The organism is Salinibacillus xinjiangensis, assembly GCF_009649735.1.
GTDB lineage: Bacteria > Bacillota > Bacilli > Bacillales > Alkalibacillaceae > Salinibacillus > Salinibacillus xinjiangensis.
Window position 1 is genome coordinate 368,588 of sequence record NZ_WJNH01000002.1, and the last position, 17,563, is coordinate 386,150.

15 protein-coding genes are annotated in these 17,563 nt (G+C 38.1%); 5 read left to right on the plus strand and 10 right to left on the minus strand.

The window, feature by feature from the left end; translation table 11 throughout:
- The first annotated feature begins 59 nt into the window (after positions 1-59).
- Positions 60-527, plus strand: coding sequence for a hypothetical protein (locus tag GH754_RS04560; protein WP_407690650.1), 468 nt, complete (start codon positions 60-62; stop codon positions 525-527).
- Between the two features lie 63 nt (positions 528-590).
- On the opposite strand, the gene rsgA is transcribed toward GH754_RS04560, so the two are convergent.
- The 3 genes from rsgA to GH754_RS04575 form a co-directional block, all read right to left on the minus strand.
- Entirely contained in the window at positions 591-1,628 is a 1,038-nt protein-coding gene (rsgA, locus tag GH754_RS04565; RefSeq protein ID WP_153727536.1) for a ribosome small subunit-dependent GTPase A, read from the minus strand.
- 202 nt (positions 1,629-1,830) lie between these two features.
- A complete protein-coding gene (locus tag GH754_RS04570; RefSeq protein ID WP_153727537.1) occupies positions 1,831-2,400 on the minus strand; it encodes a class I SAM-dependent methyltransferase in 570 nt (189 codons plus the stop codon).
- A gap of 12 nt (positions 2,401-2,412) precedes the next feature.
- Entirely contained in the window at positions 2,413-4,236 is a 1,824-nt protein-coding gene (locus tag GH754_RS04575; protein ID WP_194841279.1) for a DNA ligase D, read from the minus strand.
- Positions 4,237-4,348: 112 nt separating this feature from the next.
- Between GH754_RS04575 and ku the strand changes: the two genes are divergently transcribed.
- The 3 genes from ku to nfsA all read left to right on the plus strand — a co-directional run bounded on the left by ku (position 4,349) and on the right by nfsA (position 7,033).
- Complete coding sequence (ku, locus tag GH754_RS04580; protein WP_153727539.1) at positions 4,349-5,209, plus strand: non-homologous end joining protein Ku; 861 nt, start codon at positions 4,349-4,351, stop codon at positions 5,207-5,209.
- A gap of 342 nt (positions 5,210-5,551) precedes the next feature.
- Positions 5,552-6,247: a hypothetical protein gene (locus tag GH754_RS04585; RefSeq protein WP_153727540.1), complete on the plus strand. Its 696-nt coding sequence runs from the start codon at positions 5,552-5,554 to the stop codon at positions 6,245-6,247.
- A gap of 36 nt (positions 6,248-6,283) precedes the next feature.
- Positions 6,284-7,033, plus strand: a complete 750-nt coding sequence (nfsA, locus tag GH754_RS04590; protein ID WP_153727541.1) for an oxygen-insensitive NADPH nitroreductase — start codon at positions 6,284-6,286, stop codon at positions 7,031-7,033.
- Positions 7,034-7,641: 608 nt separating this feature from the next.
- Here the strand turns inward: nfsA and GH754_RS04595 are convergent.
- From GH754_RS04595 to GH754_RS04615, 5 genes are all read right to left on the minus strand, one after another.
- A complete protein-coding gene (locus tag GH754_RS04595) occupies positions 7,642-8,214 on the minus strand; it encodes a SurA N-terminal domain-containing protein (protein ID WP_153727542.1) in 573 nt (190 codons plus the stop codon).
- Positions 8,215-8,320: 106 nt separating this feature from the next.
- Positions 8,321-9,544: a cation:proton antiporter gene (locus GH754_RS04600; protein ID WP_323741855.1), complete on the minus strand. Its 1,224-nt coding sequence runs from the start codon at positions 9,542-9,544 to the stop codon at positions 8,321-8,323.
- A gap of 86 nt (positions 9,545-9,630) precedes the next feature.
- Entirely contained in the window at positions 9,631-11,238 is a 1,608-nt protein-coding gene (locus tag GH754_RS04605; RefSeq protein WP_407690651.1) for a BCCT family transporter, read from the minus strand.
- A gap of 151 nt (positions 11,239-11,389) precedes the next feature.
- Positions 11,390-12,436 carry a DmpA family aminopeptidase gene (locus tag GH754_RS04610; RefSeq protein ID WP_153727543.1) on the minus strand — a complete coding sequence of 349 codons (1,047 nt, stop codon included), beginning with the start codon at positions 12,434-12,436 and terminating at the stop codon, positions 11,390-11,392.
- Positions 12,437-12,636: 200 nt separating this feature from the next.
- Positions 12,637-12,852: a hypothetical protein gene (locus tag GH754_RS04615; protein ID WP_153727544.1), complete on the minus strand. Its 216-nt coding sequence runs from the start codon at positions 12,850-12,852 to the stop codon at positions 12,637-12,639.
- 287 nt (positions 12,853-13,139) lie between these two features.
- On the opposite strand from GH754_RS04615, the gene GH754_RS04620 reads away from it, so the two are divergent.
- Positions 13,140-13,676 (plus strand): CotY/CotZ family spore coat protein, encoded by a 537-nt coding sequence (locus tag GH754_RS04620; RefSeq protein ID WP_153727545.1) that lies wholly within the window; start codon positions 13,140-13,142, stop codon positions 13,674-13,676.
- Between the two features lie 567 nt (positions 13,677-14,243).
- Here GH754_RS04620 and GH754_RS04625 read toward each other — a convergent pair.
- Together GH754_RS04625 and GH754_RS04630 are read right to left on the minus strand one after the other, a co-directional pair.
- Entirely contained in the window at positions 14,244-15,671 is a 1,428-nt protein-coding gene (locus GH754_RS04625) for a hypothetical protein (protein WP_153727546.1), read from the minus strand.
- Positions 15,672-16,081: 410 nt separating this feature from the next.
- Entirely contained in the window at positions 16,082-17,539 is a 1,458-nt protein-coding gene (locus GH754_RS04630; RefSeq protein ID WP_323741856.1) for a M23 family metallopeptidase, read from the minus strand.
- Positions 17,540-17,563: the final 24 nt, after the last annotated feature.

Sequence of the window (17,563 nt, forward strand, 5' to 3'; positions counted from 1 at the left end):
TAAACACAGAAAACATATTTTTACATTTTAACCAATCTAAAACAAAGTAGTGATACATGTTGAAAAGAGAGAAAAAAATTTCATCTATTTTGTGGAACGTAGCTTTACCAGGTTTTGCACAGGTGTTACAAAAAAGGTATATCGTTGGTTTTACTTTTATTTTTATGGAGATTCTAATAAATGTGTTTAGTGGTTTTAACGCAGCCATTCGTTACAGCTTTCTTGGGGAGATTAATAAAGCTATTGAAGTTACGAACTACCAATTTCTCATGTTTTATCCGTGTTTATACATGTTTGCATTGTGGGATGCATATTATGAGGTCGACAAAGGTGAAACCCCCTATATTTTTTTACCATTTGTATTTGGGGCATACTTCATTACTGTAGGGCTTATTTACGCGGAACATATTAAGGTATTCGGGGTCGTATTAGGTCCTGTTTGGTTACCGATGCTATCATTACTTCCTGGCCTTTTAGTCGGTTTTTTAATTCGCAGCATCATTATAAAAATCACTTTAAATGAATGAGAAATCCCTATTCCTCTTTCAGATACATAACTTGAGCAATAGGGATTTTCATATAAAACACGTTTAACGTTTCTTCATATCTTTGTATTGTAGCTTATTCGCACGATGAGTTCCGAATTTTTCTTTTCGTTCTAGTCTGATAAGCTCTCTTTCTAACTTACGATAACTGTTAAGTCTATCCTCATCCAGCTTTCCATCTTCAATCGCTTGTTTTACAGCGCATTTTGGTTCTGTTTGGTGCTTACAATCTGTAAATTGACAATGATTAGCGAATTCTTCAATATCTTGAAAGGCATCAAACATGGTATCCCCGGTTCCCCATAACTGTAATTCACGCATTCCTGGTGTATCAATGATAATCCTACCTTCACCTAACACAAAGAGTTCACGATGTGTTGTCGTGTGCTTTCCTTTATCATCCTGATGACGGACTTCCTTAATTCTTTGTATATCCCGTTCAAATAAACGATTAATCATAGATGATTTCCCTACACCTGATGAGCCAAGTAGTGAAACGGTCTTTCCTGTTGAAAGTAATGGTAAAATTTGTTCATACCCGTTACCTGTTATGGAATCCACAGCCACAACTGCTACACCAGGGGCAATGGATTGTACACTCGATATTTTGTCGTTTACATTTTCACATAAGTCTTTTTTTGTAAGTACAAATACCGGTGTTGCCCCACTTTCATATACGAGAAACAAGTAGCGCTCCATTCTTCTCAAATTAAAGTCACTATTAAGGGCATTGACTAAAAAGACCGTATCAACATTGGATGCCATAATTTGTTCCTTTTGTTCATTACCTGGAACTTTTCTTGAAAGTAAACTTTTCCGCTCTAAAATTTGATGAATAATAGCATGATCATCATAACCCAATTGTTCATACAAGACCCAGTCTCCTACACATGGTAAATCTCGCACTCCTTCAGCTAGATAACGAATCTTCCCTAATATCGTAGCGTGAAATACACCATCAGGAGAAAAAATCTTATATTGCTCATTTGTAGCAGTCGCGACTCTCCCTACCTTAAGCAAAGACCCCTTGATTTGGTCCTCAAAGTACGGTGAAAAGCCTAAGTCCTGTAAAGTATAATTCATTTGTTTCCTCCTTAATTATTGGAGGACATGTTATTTGCGATAGTCCTCCTTTTGTAATAAATGGTTGTGTGTTTGATAAGTAATTAATATTTTCATAAAACATCACGCTCCTTTACTTATGTTGATAACAGTATACCAGATTTTTCATAAAATTATAGCTTTTATTGAAAAAGAAGAACCAGGGATTAATATTTTCCCTGGTTTACCCTACTTTTGCAGAGATATAGTAGATGTCGCCATTCAAGTGCCCCTTTTCGACCTCAAATCCTTCGTTCTCTACAAGTTTCTCCATTCGTTCTGAATGGATACGATGATCTAGGGGCGGCCCTTCGTCAGACTCAACCTCTTCCCAATCTAGGACAAGCAGTTGTCCATTAGTAGTCAAAATCCGTTTAATTTCTCTTAATGTTCGCTCAATACCATCCACCTCATGCAGTACGAAAGCAGCAACCGCACGCTGAAAGGAAGCATCAGGAAACTTGAGGATTTCAATTTGGCTTTTCATTCGGTCAATATTTCGGATGTTTTGTTCCTTCGCACGATCATCAAGCATACCAAGCATACCATCTTCAACATCCACCGCCATCACCCGTTCCGATGTGGCCTCGGCAAGTGGAAGGGTTAAAAACCCATTGCCAGCTCCTAAGTCGATTATTTTTTCATCTCCAGACAAGGACAACAGCTCCAAAATCTTTTGCGGAGGTACTATTTCCTCGCGAATAGGATCAACCAACTTATGAGCCTTTTTCGGGTCAAAACGTTTTTCAGACATGACTATCACCTCTTATGATTTTATTAAACTTTTTAGCTTCGAAAAGTCCTGTTTGCTACGTATCTCCTCATAATTGATCATTGGACACCCTTTTGACTGAATTCTATCCAATACCGTTTTGATTGTAAAATCAGTTGGATTTAAATCGTCTTGAACCTCTTCCCAATAAATTGGTGTGGCGACTGTACCTTCATCAGTAGCTCTAGGAGAGTAAGGTGCGATAATCGTCTTTCCCTCTGCATGCTGGACATAATCCACATATAATCGATTGCCACGATTTTTCTTCAGCCGTTCAATCGTAAATAATTCAGGATGATGCTCGACCAATAAATATGCAACTGCTTCTGTAAACTCCCGTGTTTGATCATAAGTTAATCCCTTTTCAGGCAATGGAATGTGAATTTGTAAGCCTTTATTTCCTGATGTTTTTACAAATGAATATAATTCCATATGATTACAAATATCCTTTAAAATACGAGCGGCCTTTATAGCTAATGAAAATTCCTTTCTTGATGGTGGGTCTAGATCAAACACGATTTCATCAGGGAATTTGGAATCAATCTGTTGAAAGGGAATATGAAATTCAATGCTGCCTTGATTACCAATCCAAATCAACGCTTCTAATGTATTACAAATCATAAACTCCTCTCCACTATTTACATAGGTGCCCACAAAATCTGGTGCATAATCAGGACGATGCTTCTGAAAGAAGGATTCATCCTCTACTCCGTGCGGATAACGGATGATGGTTAATCTTTTGTCATATAAGTGTGGCAGCATAAAAGGACTTATCCTACGCAAATAAGTTAAATGATCCTGTTTGGTGAAGACTGGTTTCGGCCATAAAGGTTTAGTAGGATTCGTTACTTCAACCTTATTAGGCAACATTGCTAAATCGACAGCAACTTTTTCTTTCGTACATTCTTCTGGCGATAAATCCAAGCGAAATTGATCAAAATTTGGTTCACGTAGCTGCCCCTCTTCTGCACCTAAGCAATTCACTTGCACACATATCCCCGGTGGAATCTTGTAAATGCCTTCATTTGTCTTTTCCCCCTTTTCGGCTATAAGTGTGGTTAACGTTTCAAATTCATCTTTGGATAAACCATGCTTAAACACACCTAGTGTTTCCACAATCTTGTGGTTATAAATAGCGACAGTAAAGTATTCATTTTCTGGGTCATATTCAGTAATAAAACCGGTCAGCTTACGCCAGTTTTTAATTTTCAACCAGTGATCTACCCTTTTACCAGTTTCATATTTATTATTTTTCCTTTTCGCAACTACACCCTCACCATATTCAACCTTAAGTCCATTCCATAGGGACTCGAACTGTTTAGTAGCTGTGATCAATCCAATTGGATGACGAGGAATAACCTTTTCTGGCCACTGTAATGCAGCGAATAATTCTTTAAGTTTACTTTTTCGTTTATTTAAAGCAAGCGAACTTAAATCTTTTTCCTTATACTCCAATAAATCAAAGCAAAGAAAAGTAGCCGGATGTTCTTCCGCATGCTTTCTAATTTTTTCATTTTGTTTTAATCTCCCCCTCTGTTGTAACAAAGAAAAATTCGCTCTTATGGATGTATGTAAAATAGTTAATTCTCCATCTAGGCGTATGGGTAAATATGGCCTTACAGCTTCTTCATGGTCTTTTAGAAAAGAAATAATTTCCGGAACATTTTGGGTTAAGTTCTTTCCATTCCTTGAGAACAATTGAATTTCCTCTTTATTCCATACCAATTGAGTGCGAAAACCATCATATTTCACTTCATAAACCCATGAATCATCCTTAGGTACATCGTTCGATAGCTTGGGTAGCATCGGCTTCCACATATAATCCCCTCTTCTTCCATGGAAAATATCTTTCATTCATTTATAGTGTTTGGAAAAATGAAGCAGACTATGAATAGAAAGAAGGTACACCAACGAAAAGGAGTGAAGAATATTGCATACAATGTGGAAGGGAACCATTAGCTTCGGTCTAGTTAACATCCCTGTAAAGCTACATGCAGCCACAGAAAATAAGGATATTAAACTAAGGAATCTTCATAAAGAATGCGAAACACCGGTTCAATATGAAAAAATATGTCCCGTATGTGAGAAAGAAATCGAAAATGATGATATCGTGAAGGCCTATGAATACGCCAAAAATAAGTTTGTCGTGTTAGACGACGAGGAACTTGAAAAAATAAAAAAAGAACAACAGGATAAAGCCGTTGAGATCGTGGACTTTGTGAAATTGGAAGAAATCGACCCAGTATATTTTGACCGCAGCTATTATCTTTCACCTAATGAGGGTGGCAGTAAGGCTTATGCTTTATTAAGAAAGTCATTAAAAGATACGGGAAAGATTGGGATAGCTAAAATTGTCATACGCTCCAAGGAACAGCTAGCCATTGTTCGTGTCTATAACAACACAATAGTTATGGAAACTATTCACTATCCTGATGAGGTACGAGACACCCAACACGTTCCAAACGTGCCAGCAGAGGATAATCTTGAGGAAAAGGAATTGGACACAGCTAAAATGTTGATTGATCAGCTCACAACTGAATTTGATCCGGAAAAGTATACAGATGAGTATCGTACTGCCTTAATGGAATTAATTGAAGAAAAGAAAGAAAATGAAGAAGTAACGACTGCTACCGATAAGCCAAAGCCTGATAATGTAACTGATCTAATGGAAGCCCTACAAGCCTCTTTAGACCGTTCCAAAAAAGGAACCAAAACAACCAAAAGTGGCAAAAAGAAAACAACAGCTAAAAAGAAAACAGCTCCCAAAACCAAAAAAGCTGCTTCGCAATAGAAGCAGCTTTTTTGGTTACGGATCACCGGAGGAGCCGTTATTAATCCACTGATAAAGAATGACCAAATAGATAAAAATAGGGATGACAATGACAGCAGCTAGCGCATCGCCTATGACACGAAAAAAATGAAGGAAAATCACGAAAATCAAACATAGATGTAGTAACGCATGAAATATGAACAATTTTTTCACATCCATCACCTACCTATGATTACAGTATGGAATTACATATGGGCAGGTGAATGAAAAATGACCTTAGGTAAATTCTCTTATTTCCTCTACCAACAATTTTTCAGTATACTAAAGGTGGTACATCATTGGTCGAATGTGGAGGTAAGAAAAATGAAACGAATATTTATGCTACTGATATTATTGATTTTGATTGGGTGCTCAGAGGAAAAAGCAACTGAGGTTGTCGATGTCCCTGTCATCGGAGAGGAAGAAGAGGAAGAGCAAGTAGAGCTTCCGCAGACCATTTCCATACCTATTGTTAGTACAAACGATTCCTTAACCATTTCGTTAAGTAACATTCCCTTGTTAGCTTATTATTTGGGAAATGCTGATTCAAATGTTGAGGAACTCACCAAAAATTTTAAAGCTACACATCTCATTGACTTAGAAAATAGCTCACTATATGTGATGGGCTATGCTTGTCAAAATAATGATTGCTCGTACCTCTTTATTCAAAAAGGAGAGGAAGAAAGAATCATACCCGTTGCTGACATTGCTAGCTTTGTATCTTTTCAAATGTCACCGGACCAAGAAAAAATCCTACTTCATTTCGCACGAACAAAAACTGATGAAACGAAAAAAAATCATATTAGTGTGATTGATTTAGAAAATATGGAGATTTTACCTTTAAAAAACGAGGAGTTGACAGTAGATATCCTAAATTATCATTACGTCATTGAAAGTATGGAATGGGTTGATGAGGATAAAGTTCAGGTACAGCTAGCTACCAATCCAAAAGAAACAGAAATACAACTTGAAGAAAGTGAAAACCAATCACAACAAAACACCTTCGTTTTTGAGCTTTAATTTTCCAGTAACCGACATGATTAGGAGGTATAAACCATGGAACATATGCTAGACGTCTTATTTAATCACCGTTCTATTCGTAAATACAAAGAAAAACCTTTGACCGAGGAACAGATTCACACCATAGTGGAAGCCGCTCAGCATGCCTCCACCTCTAGCTATTATCAAGCTTATAGTATCATTGGCGTAACTGACCAACAACTGAAAAAAGAATTGGCTGGCATATCCGGACAATCCTATGTAGAACATAATAGCCATCTCTTTGTCTTTTGTGCTGATTTAAGGCGATTATTTTTAAAGGCAAATGAAAAGACAAGAGAAAAAATGATGGAAAACCTCCAAAATACAGAGCACTTTATCGTTGCGACCGTTGATGCTGCATTGGCTGCACAAAATGCCGCTATAGCAGCTGAAAGTATGGAGCTTGGTATTTGTTATATCGGTAGCCTACGTAACAATATAGCAAAAGTAGATGAATTACTTGAACTTCCTGAATTTGTTATCCCGCTGTTTGGAATGACGGTAGGGTACCCAGATCACAATCCAGAACAAAAACCAAGACTACCTATGAAGGCCATCTATTTTGAAAATAAATATGAGGATAATGATGCTATTTTAGAGGCAGAATTAAACGAGTTTAACAAACGTTTAGAGGCTTACTATCAAAGCCGAAGTGAAAACAACCGCTCCGATACATTTACCGACCAAGTCCAGCGTAAATTGTCCAACCCCATTCGCATGGATGTAACGAATTTTGTGAAAAAAAAGGGTTACAATCAAAAGTAGATAAAAAATACCTATTCCTTTTCTTCTAGGAGTAGGTATTTTTAAACGCTCTTTTATAACAGAATGGCGTTTTTGTCTAAAAAGATATAAAATGCGACGTAGTTAAATTTCGATTCGTTCTGTACTGAATAATATGAGTGCATGCATACCGTTTCGGCAGAATACTCCGCTATTGGAATGTTCTGATGAATGCATGGTTAAAAAGCTTTTGATAACCAATAGTTCAGCTCTAAATAAACGAATGAGGAACTGCTTTTAGCAGAGGAAATACACGGAGACTCCTGGTCGGTTAAAAACGGCCACGTCCAGTGGCAGAGCACCGACACTTGAACGTCCTGTTCTTCGTGGGAGCAAAGAGACAGGTGAGACCCCGCAGCGTTAGCGAGGAGGCTCACCGCTCGCCCGCGGCAAAGAAGACACTACGAAAACGACCATAGGGAGTTTGAGTAGATGTCGCACTTGTGCCCCTGGGTGATAGCGAAGTGTATTTCCGGAGCGATGGTCTTTACACTCATCTTAAAGAGCTAGAACACGCCTGAGTTATGTCGCAGTGTCTATCTACTCCAAAGTATAAATAGCCCCAACATAACGAAAACTGCCTTTGAAAATCACAAATATTGCTCTTTTAACTCCGTAATTTCCTCTTGGTGCATTTCCCTAAACTCGTTTACAATCGATTGAACCTCTTGATCTAATTCTCGATAATTCCTGGGCGCCTCAAGCTTCTTTTCCATTTCTTGATATAGCTTGTCTATTAATACCCTCTCTTCCATCTGTCCCCGTATATAGTTTTGAAAATATTCTTCAATGGTTAAGCCCTTTTCCTTTAAAAAGCTTGTTAACCCTAATTCATCCGAGCTAAATTCTTTCATCCTTTCAATGGTACTGTTGATTTTTTTATTGACCATTTCTTCAGATACCTCGATTCCCCTATCTTTAGCTTCGGCAACTAATGCCTTCTGTTGAATTAAACTATCAATTATATTTTCCTTTACATCTTGGTTTACTTCCGCTTCATCAAGTTGTTCCATTTGATGTGTAGTAATGGCAATTGCTCTATCAATTTCTTCTTTTTCAATTAGGTCCGGGGGAACAAATACATAACCCTTCGTACTCCATTGAAACCCGATGAAAAAGATGATGACTATTACAATTAATACGAGTAACTTAGTTTTCTGCATCTATGAAATCCCCTTACGTAAAGTGTAACTCTATAATTACTCTACTATGAATTGACACTTTTAAAAAGGAGAATTTTGAAAATATAGAAATAAAAGGCTTACTAAATCATTTATTACCCGCCATACCTAGCATCTTAATAATTGGTTTTAGCGAAATGCCTTGAACGATAAGTGAAAACAAAACAACAGAAAAGGTTAGTAACAGAATGGTTTCTCTTCCATTAAAGTCAGGAGAGATACTTAAGGCCAAGGCTATCGACAGACTCCCCCTTAACCCTCCCCAATTCATTAAAATCCTTTCCTTTCGACTGATGGTTTTGATCCAACCGGTACTGATGAATAGCGCAAGTATTCTTCCTACCAAAACAAGTAAAATTGCTCCAATGATAAGCCACCATTTTCCAGTAAAATCGATGTTACGTATTTCTAGTCCAACCATTAAAAAAATGAGTGAGTTGGCAATTAAAGTAACTACATCCCAGAATGTATTGATATTTGTTTTCGTTTGGTCGGACATACCAATCTTTGCTCCGTAATCTCCAAATACAAAACCACCAATAACGACAGCGATTACCCCAGAGAAATGAAATTCTTCTGCAATAAAATAACTCCCGAAAAATAATAATGCCGAAAAAGCAATTTCAAGCGGGTAATCATCGTAGAGACGAATAATCTGCGAGAAAAAATATCCGAGGATTAACCCAACTATGGCTCCCCCTAAGCTAAACTTTACAAACATCCATATCCCCTGGCCCAATCCTTCCCAACCGAGCTCTATATAAGTAAGAAGATAAAGGGTAGCAATTTTAAACAATACTACCGCAATCCCATCATTAAATAAGGATTCCCCTTCCATAATGGTAGACATTTTTTTCTTAACTCCAAGGGATTTAAAAATGGAGATAACACTAATGGGGTCTGTAGCGCTCATAAGTGCCGCAAATGAAAAGGCTGCTGCTAACGGAAGGTTTAATAAATAGTGAGCACCTAAACCAATGATCAGAAAGGAAAGAAAGGTTCCACCAAAGGCTAAAGATAATACAACTTGTTTTTCTTTCCATAAATCTCCGAATGGCATTTTTAATGTAGCATCTCCAAGTAATATCGGCAGAAAAAGAGAGATAATAATCGCCTGAAATACTTCTGATTGTGTTATAAATTGTTCTGCACCTTCAAGTAGAGGAAGTTCATCAATACTCCCTAAAACCAATCCGACTAAAACCAATGCAATGGAAGCTGGCTCTTCTAGTTTTTTTGCTATGGCAATAACCGTAATTGCAATCACCAAAAGCACTAATAGCTGTATAAATACGTGATGAAATTCTTCCACAAATGTCACTCCACTTCATTGCTGTTACTAATTTTAAGGGAAAATTCCCCTGATAACACAGGGGAATTGAACCCAAATACCTGCAGCTACTTGTTCTCATTTTTCCTTTTTCGTCTAAGTCTTTCTCGTATTCTTTTCGGGTCAAGATTTATGGTCTTTGGTTTATAGTTTTCCGATGCTCGTATATCCCCATTCGACGCTCTCATAAAAGACCAACCGAGCATAGTCAAAATAATTAAGAGCGGGAAACCACCAACAATACTTGCTGTTTGTAATGTAGATAATCCCCCAATATACATTAATATAAGTGGAAGAAAGGATAGGCCAAATGCCCAAAACATCCGGTTCCAACGAATGGGTTCATCGTCAACCTCTTTTTGCACGACAGATGCTAAAATATAAGAACTTGAATCAAAGGTTGTCGCTAAGAATATAATCGCCAGTACAGTAAAGACAAATAGCATTAGCCCTGACCAAGGCAATTGCTCTACAATACTAATAATCGCTCTTGGCGCCCCTTGTTCATTCAATACATTGATGACGTCAAACTCACCTGTTAACTGTAAGTGGAGACCATAATTCCCCATAATACCAAAGAACAAAATACAGCCTAATGTTCCATAAATCATCGTACCGAGAACCATTTGTCGAATGGTCCGACCACGTGAGATTTTAGCCACAAACAATCCCACAAACGGAGCATAAACGAGCCACCAAGCCCAGTAAAACACAGTCCATGTTTCAGGAAATCCTGTTTGCTCAAACGGGCCGATATTTTGAAATGGTTCAGTCCATGTACTCATATGAAAGAAGTTGTCCAAAAGAAGACCAATACTATTGGTAGTGGTTTCTAAAATAAAAAGAGTTGGACCAAATATTAATACAAATGCGAGCAGGAAAATGGCTAGCCACAAGTTTAAATCACTTAAATATTTAATCCCTTTGCGTAGGCCTGTGTAGGAGCTTATCGCAAAAATAACAGTACACAATAACAAAATAACCGTCTTTAACACCATATTAACCGGTAAGCCAGTTAAAGAGTGGATTCCTTGAGCAATCATCGGAGTACCTAATGCTAAGGTTGTTCCAGCCCCACCCAGTAAACCAAACATAAACAAGACATCAATTAATTTACCAAATATGCCGTCCGCTGCACGACCAATTAGCGGTCGACAAGCTTCACTCACCTTCAAGACTGGTTTTTTCCGCACATAATAAAAGTAGGCCATAGGCAATGCTGGTAACGTATATATAGCCCAGGCTATAGGACCCCAGTGAAAAATCCCGTAGGTTGCTGCCCACTGAATAGCTTCCTGTGTCCCAGCTTCAATACCAAACGGGGGACCTTGATAATAAAAGGCCCATTCAATAGTTCCCCAATATAAAATACTCGAGCCGATCCCTGCACAAAAAAGCATTGCAGCCCAAGAAAAGTTACCAAACTCAGGTTTTTCATCTTTGTCACCAAGTTTTACCCAACCATTCTTACTAAAGGCAACAACAAGTAAAAAGAAAAATACCCCAAGTCCAACTAATAAATAAATAACACCAAAATTTGTTGTAATATAATCATTAGCCGCTAAAACAAATTCTTCCCCTTTTTCCGGAAAAATCATGAGCGGTACAGTGACTAATAAGAGTAAAAGTAGAGCCCCAATAAACGTAGGCCAATCAATCAAGCGGTTTTTATTCACAGTATCACTCCTCCTTTTAAAACGTTCATACATTCCATTTTTATGTTTTTTAGTATGTCCGATAATGGCTATAACATGTCTAGGCAATGACATTTTCAACAGAAGAGAATATTAGCTAACGCCAATCCAAAAGAGAAAGCCTTTACTGAATTTAATCAGTAAAGGCTTTAAAAGAGTCATATGGAATTCCTTCTAATACTCGACCTTTTCTTCCGGAAGTCGTTTCCGCTTTGGTTAATGAATTTAAAATGGCTTCCTCTGTTGCTTCTGCTACTCCTTGAAACAGTTCATTCATAATTTTGGAATCATCTCTGATATGGACTTGTTTTGCTTGATATTCCCCTTTAACGTTATGAGGAATTGTGTAACCATTTGTAAAGGCAATGACAATATCTCCACTCCCATGGTGTACACGGCTTCCCGTTCGCGCTAAGCCAACTGGTGCGCGCTTGGCAATTCGCTTTAGCTGACGATCCGTTACGGGAGCATCGGTTGCCACAACCATCATAATCGAACCATCCGGAACCTCTTCATCATTCATTTTTGTGGGTTGGTAATGACCCCATTCGAACTCTTCACGTCTACCGAAATTACTAACTACGAGTACTCCAATGGTATAGTTGTCTCTTACAAGACGAGAAGCAGTTCCCACACCTCCTTTATACTGATAGCACATCATTCCCGTTCCTGCACCAACTGCTCCCTCTTCAACTTCACTACTTGCATTGGTAATTGCCTTTCGCGCGTGTTCCTCACGAATCGGAACTTTTTTAACACTATTTAAATACATATCATTGCATTCACCGACCACGACATTTAAGGAGCCTGTTTGGTCTCCAATATCAGAATTATTTTCTAATATGTAATTATGTGTTCCTTGTAGTACAGTACCAACATTAAATGTGTTTGTAAGCATGATCGGGGATTCAATTACTCCTAACTCCTCCACCTGTATAAGACCTGTAGTTTTACCAAATCCATTGAGAACAAATGATGCAGCTGGTACCTTATCCTGAAATACATTGCCAGTGTGAGGTAGAATCGCAGTTACGCCCGTCCTAATACACTCCTCATTTGGCAAATCTTCCTTTAACGTGACATTGCCTACTTGAACTCCTGGTACGTCTGTAATCATATTGCGCTTGCCAGTTGGGAATGATCCAACTGTAATGCCTAGTTCACGAATCCTATTTCTCATTCTACTTCCTCCGTATTTTCGTTTTCACCTATTGTACCAAACTATTGCTTTTGATAATCCAAGAACCCTGAATCTAAACTAGGCTATTACTTTTTCATCCTAGAGTAGAACAGAGCAATTCATGATTTGGTGATTAATGAAGGGTACGAATGTCTCCTAAAATTTTCTCTGTATCCATAGGACTGTCGGTGGTTGCCATATCATAAATTAAATATCAGGACAACTTGTGTAGTAAACGTAACGAGCTTAATTTTATCGTTATCTAGCTGATATTGATTGCCTTGAACGGTCTCCATTGTAAAGGGCTCTATATTACCAAGCTGTGGAAGGTTATTGTCACTCGGCCAGAGCCAGAAGATGAAAAGAAAACCTGACAAAACAATGAAAAACATCCAATTGTATGCATTATTCCACATTGTTATCTTCCCTTCTTCCTATTCATTTTCAATAAAAACGCCCCTTGAAGAGCCGTTTTACAAAGGGGAATCATAATTAAATGTTCATTATTAATATATACAACAAAACCCTAGATTGACTGTGTCATTATCCTAGTTTGATTTTAAGAATTTAAATTTAATTCCGACACAAATACCTAATTTATGTGTTTTTCTTATGTTTGTGATAAATAACCATACCAATCCTTTTCAATTACATACTTTGTTATTGTAAATCTTAAATTCTACAAAAAGGAGTGTTTCAATCTATGGGTTGCGGTAAAAAAAGAGATAATCGTGTAGCAGGGGAAGACATTTTCAACTCAAGAGATTGTGTATGTGATGTTGTTCGTGCAATCGCCGATGCTCAAGATGATGTAAGAGATGATTTATGTGATGTTAGCTGCGGAAGATCCATCAACAACTTGCTAGCACCTGTTTCCAGAAACAATTTAGATACCGTACCATTTATTCTATACGGAAAAGACCTTAAGCCATTTAGAGCATTTGGTGCCGATATAGAAGGAATGGGTAACGATGCTGAATTTGATTGTACAGAAAGCTTTATCTTCCGTGTTAACGAGGTTGATGATGATGAGTGCTGTGCAGTACTAGAATTGTTAACATTTGATCGTCGTCAACCAGATGGACCAGGAAATCAACAAGGTGCACGTCGTGACGATGACCCTTGTGAACAAATTGATGGTGAAGAAGTGAACGACTTAAGACGTACTGGAATCTGCATTACAGTTGATCTTGAGTGCTTCTGTGCTATTACTTGCTTGCCAGCTGTTTCCGTACTTTAATCCAATGCTGATAAGAGGCTGTCGTAAAGACAGTCTCTTTTTTATGTCAAAATTCATTAGGCAAACCTGATAGGAGAATGTACATTTTGAAGCGGCAGGGTACGGTTGTACCTTTCATCAGCTAGCAAAATACATAATATAGTAGTGAATCTAGTATTAAGGGGGGGTGGAATGATGTCCTGTAGATGTCGAAAATGTAGAAAACACAGAAGACGTAAAAGACGTAGAAGACAAAATAAGAGTCGTTCTTTGTGCCATCATAGGGTTCGCCACTTAGACGACTTTTTTCGTTGTCGAGATTTTTCTGTTCATGACCCTTGCTCTCAAAATGTTAACTTTTTTTAATTAATATAGTGTTATACCTAGAATTATTCGCTCATCAAAAAGCCATTGATTTTCATAATTTCGTGAGTCTTGTTCAGGAAATGCAAGGCGGTGTAGATCAAGCATCCCCACCTATGTATTCTAACATCTGTCAACATAGATCAAAGTCACCCTTTAACGCTTTAGCGAAAGTGGGGACAGTCCCCCCTTTCGCTAAAGCGTTAAAGGGGAACTGTCCCATGATTAAAATAGCAGTATAGCAAATATGGTTGAGGCGATTAAGCCTAATATGACAGGGACGAAATTTTTTCGAACTAGCTCCATAACAGATATGCCACAGAATCCGGCAATGGCAATTAATGATGACCAGGCAATGATGGTTCCTCCCCCAGTCCAAATAGATCCCATTTGCCCAATGGCGGCAAGCGTGGCTGGATCCATTCCTGTTGTGGAGAGAGATCCAGATAAGGACCCCGTTAATGGTAGCCCTGAGAATCCTGACCCATCTAAACCGGTGATGATCCCGATGATTAAAATACTAAATGCGGCCAGAATGGTGCTCTGTGGTAGTACTCCTTGGGTAGCTTCTACGATATCGAATAGGAAAGCAGGTGTTTGCCCATCTTCGCCTATTGAGAGAATACTTCCAGCAAAATCAGAGCTACCCAAAAAGAAAAATCCAGCAATTGGTATAACAGGTCCCATCGCCTTAAAGGCAAAAACAAAACCATCTGTAATGTGTTGACTAATATTATCTAAAGCTTTGTGTTTACCAAAAGCAACAGAGGCAAGCAATAAGAGTATAACTGCTACGCCACCGATAAAAGCAGCACCATCTCCCCCTTCAAAACTACCCATACGACCAGAATTTAATTTTGAATAAATCATTACACACATAACCGCTAGCATGGATAAAGGAACAAGTATTGCAAAAATTTTACTCCATGTTGAAATGTTAGACGTTTTGGCAGTATTTTTGCTCTCTGTAAACCCCTGCATCGATTGAATTTCCTGTTCACTTAACGGATCATTTTTAGGCCGAAAATATTTTTTGTTAAATAAATAAGCTAGACCAATTGCAACAAAGCCTGTAACCACTGATAAAATTAGAGCTCGATCTGATAATACGCCCGCATCAATCCCAGCAGCAGATGCTGACAGCTCCGGAGCAACTTGAATAATGTAGTCAGATGACAGTGCCATCCCCTGCCCAGCTAAAGCAACCGCAACTGCAGCCACCATGACAGGAAGACCTGATCGAATTGCAGCTGGCACTAGCAATGCACAAATAAGTGGTACGGCAGGCGTAGGCCAGAAAAATAAAGAAATAACATACGTTACACCAACTAGCACAAAGAACGATACATGACCATTGACCATAAATTTTTGTATAGGTTTAATCATTCGCTGGTCTGCACCTAAATCCTTTAATGCATGTAACAACGCTACCATAAAGGTAATAATTAAGAAGATGTTAAACAACTCTTGAGCAGCGACGAGGTTTGCATTAAAAATGGCTGTAAATCCACTAATCACACTACCTTTAAATGCCCATGCAACTAAAAAGGTTCCTAGTAAAGTAGGTAGCACAACACCTTTTCGGAATACCATGGTAATGATGATGAGTATTGTGAAAAGACCGTATAGTAAATGGCTAAATTCTAACCCCATTTTTGTAACACCATCCTTTTTCAGTCCACCTTTTACAGTGATGTGCTATACAATATGCACAGACGCCTAGGTTGGTGAGATGAAAGTGAAGTGTTTTTGGAAGTTTATGGTGGGTTTGTGTGGGGTGGTGAATATGACAGTGCGGGTCGGATGCAGAAGAATGTTCTGGGGATGCTGAAGTTTACAGTGTGGGCGCTGAAGATTCTTCAAAAACGCTAAAGAAACGCTACAAATGCTGAACAACTTTATAAATGCTAAAGTAGATGAATTTTTGTCTAAAGTTTGAGCTCTCTAAGCTATAGTCCACTACATAAAAGCTAGAGACCAATCCTCAAATGCTGAACACCCAGCCCTCACTCTCCTCAAGTAAAAAAGCAGAAACCCAAAAAGGTTCCTGCTTGAACTCATCTTTAGAAATATGATGCCGGATTTTGTAAAGCTCCATTTTTGTACAATTCAAAGTGTAAATGAACTCCTGTTGAATTTCCGGTTGAGCCCATAACTCCGATAGTTTGTCCTTTTTTAACCGTTTGACCAGGACTTACATTAATGGATGATAAATGGCTGTAAGAAGTTCTATAACCATTGCGATGGTTAATGACAACTTGTTTACCATAGCCACTATTCCATCCAGCGGATTCTACAACCCCATTGTCAGCTGCATAAATGGAGCGGTTGCTAACGCCGGATATATCAATACCCTTATGGAAGCTTCCCCATCTTTGCCCAAGACCGCTCGTAATAAAGCCGCCAGCAGCTGGCCATCTAAAGCTGCCTGTTCCACGTGAAGGGATAACTTTTGTTCCCTCAAGTATAATCTTATTTACTGGTTCTTTAATCGTTTCACTCTCAAGGACTTCACGTTTTTCTACTTGGCCATTTTTCTTTGTTAAACGATAGTGAACACGTTTCATTCCTTCTTGTCCATATTGCTTAACCTGAGTTTGGCCCTTATATAATTCATCAGTTTCTTTGTATTCTGTTTTATAATCAATGGTTTCGTCTACTATCTTTTCCTCAGTTGCCACTACATCAAGAAATGGTTCAAGTCCTGTTACATTGACTTCTTGTCCAATTTGAATAACGGAATCCTCACTCATCTCTGGATTTAGCGACAATAATTCTGGTACTGACAAATCATATTTTCCAGCAATTGTACTTAATGCTTCACCTGCTTGAACCTTATGAATTTTATCTGCAACTGTACCTCTTTCCAATAATTGCAGTGCTTGATCATGGGTCAACAATTCATTCGGATTAATTTTTTCCTCTTCAAGTGAAACTTTCTCGTCAAATGAAACGTCTAAATAAGTAGATTGGCCAACTGATAGCTTTATGTCCTTTTTTGGCTCATAATCAGGATCATTAAATTTTTCAACGACATCTTCTGGTAAGTATTTTTCCATGTATGTGTTTAATACTTCTTTTGCAGATTCTTTATCGTTAAAATAACCAACAAGTTCTCCATCAATTTCCATTTTAATAGCTTGTACACTATAAGAGATTTGTTCTTTCAACTGGTTAATCACTTGATGATTGTTATATGAAGGATTGAACGTCACTTCAGGAACATATTTAATATCCTGACTTACTGTTAATTGAAGATCATCCTCACGAGTTTTTTCTTCCTCAGAGACTTTTTCTTCAATAAACGATTTGACAACATCCTTGCTCCCTACCGAACCGATAAGTTCACCATCTATATAGACATGAAATACTTTTGGTAATTCATTGTCATTGTTTTCTGCTTGTACAGTACTTGAGCCTAATGTAATCCCTATACTTAGGCATGTAGTTAATACAACCTTAGGGATAAGTGCCTTTTGCGTATTCTTATGTGATGTTAGGTTGTTCTTATTATAAAGCACTTTCTCGTTCCTCCCATTTTTCTG

Bases quoted from the DNA above. Each gene is read 5' to 3' on its own strand.
- GH754_RS04585 (WP_153727540.1), top strand. From the start codon at position 5,552: ATGAAACGAATATTTATGCTACTGATATTATTGATTTTGATTGGGTGC.
- GH754_RS04575 (WP_194841279.1), bottom strand. From the start codon at position 4,236: ATGTGGAAGCCGATGCTACCCAAGCTATCGAACGATGTACCTAAGGAT.
- GH754_RS04595 (WP_153727542.1), bottom strand. From the start codon at position 8,214: ATGCAGAAAACTAAGTTACTCGTATTAATTGTAATAGTCATCATCTTT.
- GH754_RS04615 (WP_153727544.1), bottom strand. From the start codon at position 12,852: ATGTGGAATAATGCATACAATTGGATGTTTTTCATTGTTTTGTCAGGT.
- GH754_RS04570 (WP_153727537.1), bottom strand. From the start codon at position 2,400: ATGTCTGAAAAACGTTTTGACCCGAAAAAGGCTCATAAGTTGGTTGAT.
- nfsA (WP_153727541.1), top strand. From the start codon at position 6,284: ATGGAACATATGCTAGACGTCTTATTTAATCACCGTTCTATTCGTAAA.
- GH754_RS04610 (WP_153727543.1), bottom strand. From the start codon at position 12,436: ATGAGAAATAGGATTCGTGAACTAGGCATTACAGTTGGATCATTCCCA.
- rsgA (WP_153727536.1), bottom strand. From the start codon at position 1,628: ATGAATTATACTTTACAGGACTTAGGCTTTTCACCGTACTTTGAGGAC.
- GH754_RS04620 (WP_153727545.1), top strand. From the start codon at position 13,140: ATGGGTTGCGGTAAAAAAAGAGATAATCGTGTAGCAGGGGAAGACATT.
- GH754_RS04625 (WP_153727546.1), bottom strand. From the start codon at position 15,671: ATGGGGTTAGAATTTAGCCATTTACTATACGGTCTTTTCACAATACTC.